Genomic DNA, 5,926 nt, shown 5'->3' on the forward strand with positions numbered 1-5,926 from the left:
CTCCTCGAGCACCGACCACGCACAGTTGCCCAGTCCGCCGAATGTGCTCCAGTGCGGCTCAGGGATGTCGAGGAACGCGCATGCGCCCGTCCGCAGGACGGCTCCGTGCGCGACCACGACGAGCACGCCGTCGGGCGGCACGTCTTCGAGCAGGTCGTGCAACGCGGCGGCGAACCGGTCCCCCGCCTGGCGATGCGTCTCGCTGCCCGGGATCTGGGTCTCGTCACCCTCGCCCCACGCCTTCATGCCCTCGGGGAACTTCGCCCACGCCTCGCGCCAGGTGAGCCCCTCACGTGCGCCGAAGTTGAGCTCGCGCAGGCGCGGGTCGAGCTGGACGTCGGCTCCCGTCAGGTCAGCCAGCGCGCGAGCCGTGTCGGCGGCCCGTACGAGGTCGGAGCTGACGATGCGGTCGGGCCTGAGGGTGGCCAGCCGGGAGGCGGCCGCCTTCGCCTGCGCCACACCGACCTCGTCGAGCGGGATGTCGCTCTGACCCTGAACCCGTCCCTCGACATTCCACTGGGTCCGTCCGTGGCGCCAGAGAATGACCTGGCGCGTGGTCATGACAGCGGTACGACCGGACAGTCGCTCCAGAGCCGCTCCAGCGCGTAGAACACGCGCTCGTCCTGGTGCTGGATGTGCACCACGATGTCGGCGAAGTCGAGCAGGACCCAGCGGCCCTCACGCTCACCCTCACGGCGTACGGCCTTGGCGCCCAGCTCGATCATGCGTTCCTCGATCGCGTCCTGGACGGCCCTGACCTGTCGCGGGCTCGAAGCCGAGCACAGCAGGAAGACATCGGTGATGGCCAGCAGCTCGGAGACGTCGAAGGCGATGATGTCCTGCGCGAGCTTGTCCTCGGCAGCTGAAGCCGCCGCCTGAGTGAGCTCGACGGCACGTTCGGTGGCGGTCATGGGGCCTTCCGGTAGAGCTCGTGCTTGCCGATGTACTGCACGACGCCGTCGGGCACGAGGTACCAGACCGGCTCACCGCTCTCGACGCGATGACGGCAGTCCGTCGACGAGATGGTCAGGGCGGGAATCTCCACCAGCGTGATGCGTTCGCGGGGCAGACCCTCGAGCGACGCGTCCGTCAGCTCGTGCCCCGGGCGTGTACAGCCCACGAAGTGCGCGAGCTTGAACAGCTCCTCGTGGTCCTGCCAGGTCAGCAGCGCAGCCATGGCGTCGGCGCCGGTGATGAAGTAGAGGTCGGCGTCGGGGTGCAACGCCGTGAGCTCACGCAGCGTGTCGATCGTGTAGGTCGGGCCGCTGCGGTCGATGTCGACACGACTGACCTCGAATCGTGGGTTCGCGGCTGTCGCGATGACCGTCATGAGGTAGCGGTGCTCGGCCGGCGACACCTCGCGCTCGGCCTTCTGCCACGGCTCGCCGGTGGGAACGAAGATGACCTCGTCGAGGTCGAACCACGACTGGACCTCGCTCGCGGCCACGAGGTGGCCGTGATGGATCGGGTCGAACGTACCGCCCATGATGCCGACGCGTCGGCGCTCGTTGCCCTCGCGGCGGGTCAGGCTCATGCCCGTCAGGAGTGCTCGCGACCCTTGCCGAAGGACAGCAGCGCAAGCATCAGGATGATCAGGATCGCCAAGGCGATGCCGCCGACCGCGTAGGGATCGATGCCGATGTCGCGAAGGGGCTCTTCGGCCGCCACGAGGTTCGAGAACATGGCGCCAATCTATCGCACGTGTCCGTCACCGGTGACGACGTATGTCGTGGTCGTCATCTCGGTGAGGCCCATCGGGCCCCGCGCGTGCAGCTTCTGCGTCGATATGCCGATCTCGGCGCCGAACCCGAACTCGCCGCCGTCGGTGAAGCGGGTCGACGCATTGACCATGACGGCAGCGGAGTCGACCCCGGCCGTGAACCGCGACGCGGCGGCGAGCGAGGAGGTCACGATGGCCTCGGTGTGCCCTGAGGAGTAGGTGCGGATGTGCTCGATCGCATCGTCGATCGAGTCGACGACGCGGGCCGAGATGTCGAGCGAGAGGTACTCGACGGCGTAGTCCTCCTCGGTCGCCGGCACGATGTCCGACTGGACCGCGCAGAACGACTCGTCGCCGTGGATCGTCACGCCCGAGTCCTGCAACGCCTCGACGACTCGAGGCAGGAACGCGTCGGCGACGGCCTTGTGCACCAGCAGCGACTCGGCAGCGTTGCACACGCTGGTGCGTTGGGTCTTGGAGTTGAGGACGATGTCGAGTGCCATGTCGAGGTCCGCGTCGGCGTCGACGTAGACGTGGCAGTTGCCCACCCCGGTCTCGATGACGGGGACGGTCGATTCCTCGACGACCGCGCGGATCAGTCCGGCGCCGCCGCGCGGGATGACCAGGTCGACCAGGCCGCGGGCCTGCATCAGGTGCGTCGCCGAGGACCGGTCGTCTGCGGGGATCAGCTGGATCGCGTCGGCCGGCAGGTCCGCGGAGACGAGCGCGCTGCGCATGATCTCGATGATCGCGGCGTTGGAGCGTGCAGCCGACGCCGAGCCGCGCAGCAGCACTGCGCTGCCGGCCTTGAGGCAGATCCCGGCGGCGTCAGCGGTCACATTGGGCCGGCCCTCGTAGATCATCCCGATGACGCCCATCGGCACCCGGATCTGCTGCATGCGCAGGCCATTGGGCAGCGTCGCACCGCGTACGACCTCGCCGACCGGGTCGGGCAGTGCCGCGATGTCGCGGAGTCCGTCGGCGAACGCCGCGACCCGCGCCGGATCGAGGCGCAGCCGGTCGATCACGTTCTCACCCGTGCCGCCCGCACGGGCGGTCTCGACGTCGAGCTCGTTGGCGGCGACGATCGCATCGGTGCCCGCGACCAGCGCGTCGGCCATGGCGTGCAGCGCCGCGTCCTTGTGCGATCGCGGAGTCACCGCAAGGGTCGTGGCCGCGACGCGTGCGCGCCGTGCTGCGGCGTGAACCTGCTCCTTCATGAGGCAATCCTAGGAGTCGTCATCGTCAGATCATCATCATGTCGTCGCGGTGGACGACCTCGCGCTCGTACTCCGCCCCGAGCTCCGCGGCGAGCTCACGTGTCGACCGGCCGAGCAGGGACGGCAGCTCAGCACTGTCGTAGTTGACGATGCCGCGAGCGATCACGGCGTCGTCCGGGCCGATCAGGTCCACGGGGTCGCCGGCCACGAACGTCCCGGTGACGCCGGTGATGCCGGCCGGGAGAAGCGACGCGTTTCGGGCCGTCAGGGCACGCACCGCACCGGCGTCGAGATGCACTCCGCCCTTGGTGTTGCTCGCGTGCGCGAGCCACAACAGACGCGTGGGGCGGCGGCGGCCCGTGGGATGGAACGTCGTGCCGACCGCCTTGCCCTCCAGCGCGGCCGCGGCCTGCGGGGCCGAGGTCAGGAGAACAGGGATCCCGGCGCCGGTCGCGATACGGGCCGCCTCGATCTTGGTGACCATGCCACCCGTGCCGATCGCCGAGGCGCTCGGGCGGACGATGTCGAGCTCGGCGATGTCAGCCTCGCCGTGGACGTCCCTGACGATGAGCGCACCTTCGCGCCGCGGGTCGCCGTCGTAGAGCCCGTCGACGTCCGACAGCAGCACGAGCAGGTCGGCGTGGACCAGGTGGGACACGAGTGCGGCGAGCCGGTCGTTGTCGCCGAACCGGATCTCGCTCGTCGCCACCGTGTCGTTCTCGTTGACGATCGGGACGACGCCGAGCTCCAGGAGGCGCGCGAACGTCTGATAGGCATTGCGATAGTGGCTGCGGCGGGTGACGTCGTCCGCCGTGAGCAGCACCTGGCCGACCACGAGGCCGTGGTGCGCGAACCGCTGGGCGTACCGGCCGATCAGCGCTCCTTGGCCGACGCTCGCAGCGGCCTGCTGGGTCGCGAGGTCCCGGGGGCGGCGCGGCAGCGACAGCGGCGCCAGCCCGGCCGCGATGGCTCCGGAGCTGACGAGGACGATCTCGTCGCCGCGTGACCGGCCGGCGGCCAGGGCATCGACCAGCGTGTCGACACGCTCTGCGTCGAGGCCGCCCTCAGCCGAGCTGAGCGAAGACGAGCCCACCTTGACGACGATCCGGCTCATCAGCGCGGGTCCTCGTCGCCGAGCTCACCATCCGCGGTCTCATCGGCGAGGGCGGGATCGTCCTCGGGGAAGCTCCAGTCTCGTCCTGAGCCGGTCGAAGGGTCGGGGTCGCGGCCCTGCTCGCGCGCTTCGCGCTTCTCCGCCTCGTACGCCCTGCGGGCCGCGAGCTCCTCGCGCCGCTGCACATTGGTGCGGCGGTCGGACTGGTCGATGCGCAGGTCTTCGCCACGGCGTCCGAGCACCTCGGCGCCGGCCGGGATCTGCGGATCGAAGTCGAACATCACGGCGTCGTTCTCGTCGCCGATGATGACGTCGTCGCCGGCCTTGGCGCCGAGCTTGAGCAGCTCGTCCTCTACGCCCAGGCGGTTGAGCCGGTCGGCGAGGAAGCCGACGGCCTCGTCGTTGCTGAAATCGGTCTGGCGCACCCAACGCTTGGGCTTGTCACCGCGGACGATCCACTGGCCGTCCCGCTCGGTGATCGTGAACTCCTGGCCCACGCCCGCCTCGGCCTTGGGCCGCAGGACGATCCGCGTGACCTCGGCGACCGGCGCGGCAGCTCGCCGGGAGGCCACGATCTCGGCCATCGCGAACGACAGCTCACGCAGGCCGGCGTGGCTGGCCGCTGAGACGTCGAACACGTCGAGCCCGCGGGCCTCGAGGTCGGCGCGAACGAATCCGGCGATCTCCTTGGCATCCGGGACGTCGGTCTTGTTGAGCGCCACCAGACGGGGTCGGTCCTCCAGACCGCCGTAAGCGGCAAGCTCACGCTCGATGACGTCCAGATCGGTCAGCGGGTCGCGGCCCGGGTCGACCGTCGCGCAGTCGATGACATGGACGAGCGCGGCGCAGCGCTCGACGTGGCGGAGGAAGTCGTGGCCCAGTCCACGACCCTCGCTCGCACCCTCGATGAGGCCGGGGACGTCGGCGACGGTGAACGTCGTCGAGCCGGCAGTGACGACGCCGAGGTTGGGCACCAGCGTCGTGAACGGGTAGTCGGCGATCTTGGGCCGGGCACGCGACAGCGCGGCGATCAGGCTGGACTTGCCGGCACTCGGGAAGCCGACCAAGCCGATGTCGGCGACGACCTTGAGCTCGAGGGTGAACGTCAGCTCGTCGCCGGGCTCACCCTTGAGGGCGAAGCCGGGCGCCTTGCGCTTGGACGAGGCGAGCGCCGCGTTGCCGAGGCCGCCACGGCCTCCGGCGGCGATGACCAGCTCGGTGCCGGGACCCACGAGGTCGGCCAGCACCTCGCCCTGCTCGTTGCGGACGACGGTGCCGTCGGGCACGCGAAGCAGGAGGTCCTCACCGTTGCTGCCACTGCGGTTGTTGCCGGCGCCGGGGGCGCCGTTGGTGGCCTTGCGGTGCGGCTCGTGGTGGTAGTCGACGAGGGTCGTCACGTCGGCCGCGACGCGCAGGATGACGTCGCCACCGTGCCCGCCGTTACCGCCGTCAGGACCGCCGAGCGGCTTGAACTTCTCGCGGTGGACCGAGGACACACCGTCACCGCCGGAACCGGCCGTGACGTGGAGCGTGACCTTGTCGACGAAGCTGGGGACAGCCACCGGCCGCTCCTTTCGTGTGGGCCCTCGATCGGGCCTCAAATGGGACGAAGGGGCAGCCCGCAGCTGCGGACTGCCCCTTCGAGAAGAGTGTTCGCTGTGTTATTCCGCCGGCACGCCGGGGACGATGTTGACGACCTTGCGTCCACGACGACGACCGAACTCCACCGCACCTGCGGAAAGAGCGAAGAGCGTGTCGTCGCCGCCACGGCCGACGTTGGTGCCGGGGTGGAAGTGCGTGCCACGCTGGCGGACGATGATCTCGCCGGCGTTGACGAGCTGACCGCCGAAGCGCTTGACGCCGAGGCGCTGT

General features: G+C 69.8%; 8 protein-coding genes. All 8 read right to left on the reverse strand.

Going from position 1 to position 5,926, the window contains the following annotated elements:
* Positions 1–561 (reverse strand): histidine phosphatase family protein (locus tag V6M46_RS14630; RefSeq protein WP_332666430.1); only part of this gene is annotated, 561 nt, incomplete at its 3' end.
* Positions 558–911 (reverse strand): ribosome silencing factor, encoded by a 354-nt coding sequence (rsfS, locus tag V6M46_RS14635; protein ID WP_332666431.1) that lies wholly within the window; start codon positions 909–911, stop codon positions 558–560. The genes V6M46_RS14630 and rsfS, both read right to left, overlap by 4 nt.
* Positions 908–1,534, reverse strand: a complete 627-nt coding sequence (nadD, locus tag V6M46_RS14640) for a nicotinate-nucleotide adenylyltransferase (protein WP_332666432.1) — start codon at positions 1,532–1,534, stop codon at positions 908–910. The genes rsfS and nadD overlap by 4 nt, the downstream gene beginning before the upstream one ends.
* A gap of 5 nt (positions 1,535–1,539) precedes the next feature.
* Complete coding sequence (locus V6M46_RS14645) at positions 1,540–1,683, reverse strand: hypothetical protein (protein ID WP_332666434.1); 144 nt, start codon at positions 1,681–1,683, stop codon at positions 1,540–1,542.
* Positions 1,684–1,692: 9 nt separating this feature from the next.
* Positions 1,693–2,940 carry a glutamate-5-semialdehyde dehydrogenase gene (locus V6M46_RS14650; protein ID WP_332666436.1) on the reverse strand — a complete coding sequence of 416 codons (1,248 nt, stop codon included), beginning with the start codon at positions 2,938–2,940 and terminating at the stop codon, positions 1,693–1,695.
* A 25-nt stretch (positions 2,941–2,965) separates the two neighbouring features.
* Positions 2,966–4,054 carry a glutamate 5-kinase gene (proB, locus tag V6M46_RS14655; protein WP_332666438.1) on the reverse strand — a complete coding sequence of 363 codons (1,089 nt, stop codon included), beginning with the start codon at positions 4,052–4,054 and terminating at the stop codon, positions 2,966–2,968.
* The gene (gene obgE, locus V6M46_RS14660) at positions 4,054–5,616 is read right to left on the reverse strand and encodes a GTPase ObgE (RefSeq protein WP_332666440.1); all 1,563 of its coding nucleotides are present in this window, start codon (positions 5,614–5,616) and stop codon (positions 4,054–4,056) included. Before obgE ends, proB begins: the two co-directional genes overlap by 1 nt.
* A gap of 99 nt (positions 5,617–5,715) precedes the next feature.
* On the reverse strand, positions 5,716–5,926 hold a 211-nt coding region (gene rpmA / locus V6M46_RS14665; RefSeq protein WP_332666442.1), incomplete at its 5' end, for a 50S ribosomal protein L27.

It is taken from the genome of Aeromicrobium sp. (assembly GCF_036676885.1).
Lineage (GTDB): Bacteria > Actinomycetota > Actinomycetes > Propionibacteriales > Nocardioidaceae > Aeromicrobium.

Excerpts from the sequence above, each read along its gene's own strand:
- proB (WP_332666438.1), bottom strand. The coding sequence starts at position 4,054 with ATGAGCCGGATCGTCGTCAAGGTGGGCTCGTCTTCGCTCAGCTCGGCT.
- V6M46_RS14645 (WP_332666434.1), bottom strand. The coding sequence starts at position 1,683 with ATGTTCTCGAACCTCGTGGCGGCCGAAGAGCCCCTTCGCGACATCGGC.
- rsfS (WP_332666431.1), bottom strand. The coding sequence starts at position 911 with ATGACCGCCACCGAACGTGCCGTCGAGCTCACTCAGGCGGCGGCTTCA.
- V6M46_RS14650 (WP_332666436.1), bottom strand. The coding sequence starts at position 2,940 with ATGAAGGAGCAGGTTCACGCCGCAGCACGGCGCGCACGCGTCGCGGCC.
- nadD (WP_332666432.1), bottom strand. The coding sequence starts at position 1,534 with ATGAGCCTGACCCGCCGCGAGGGCAACGAGCGCCGACGCGTCGGCATC.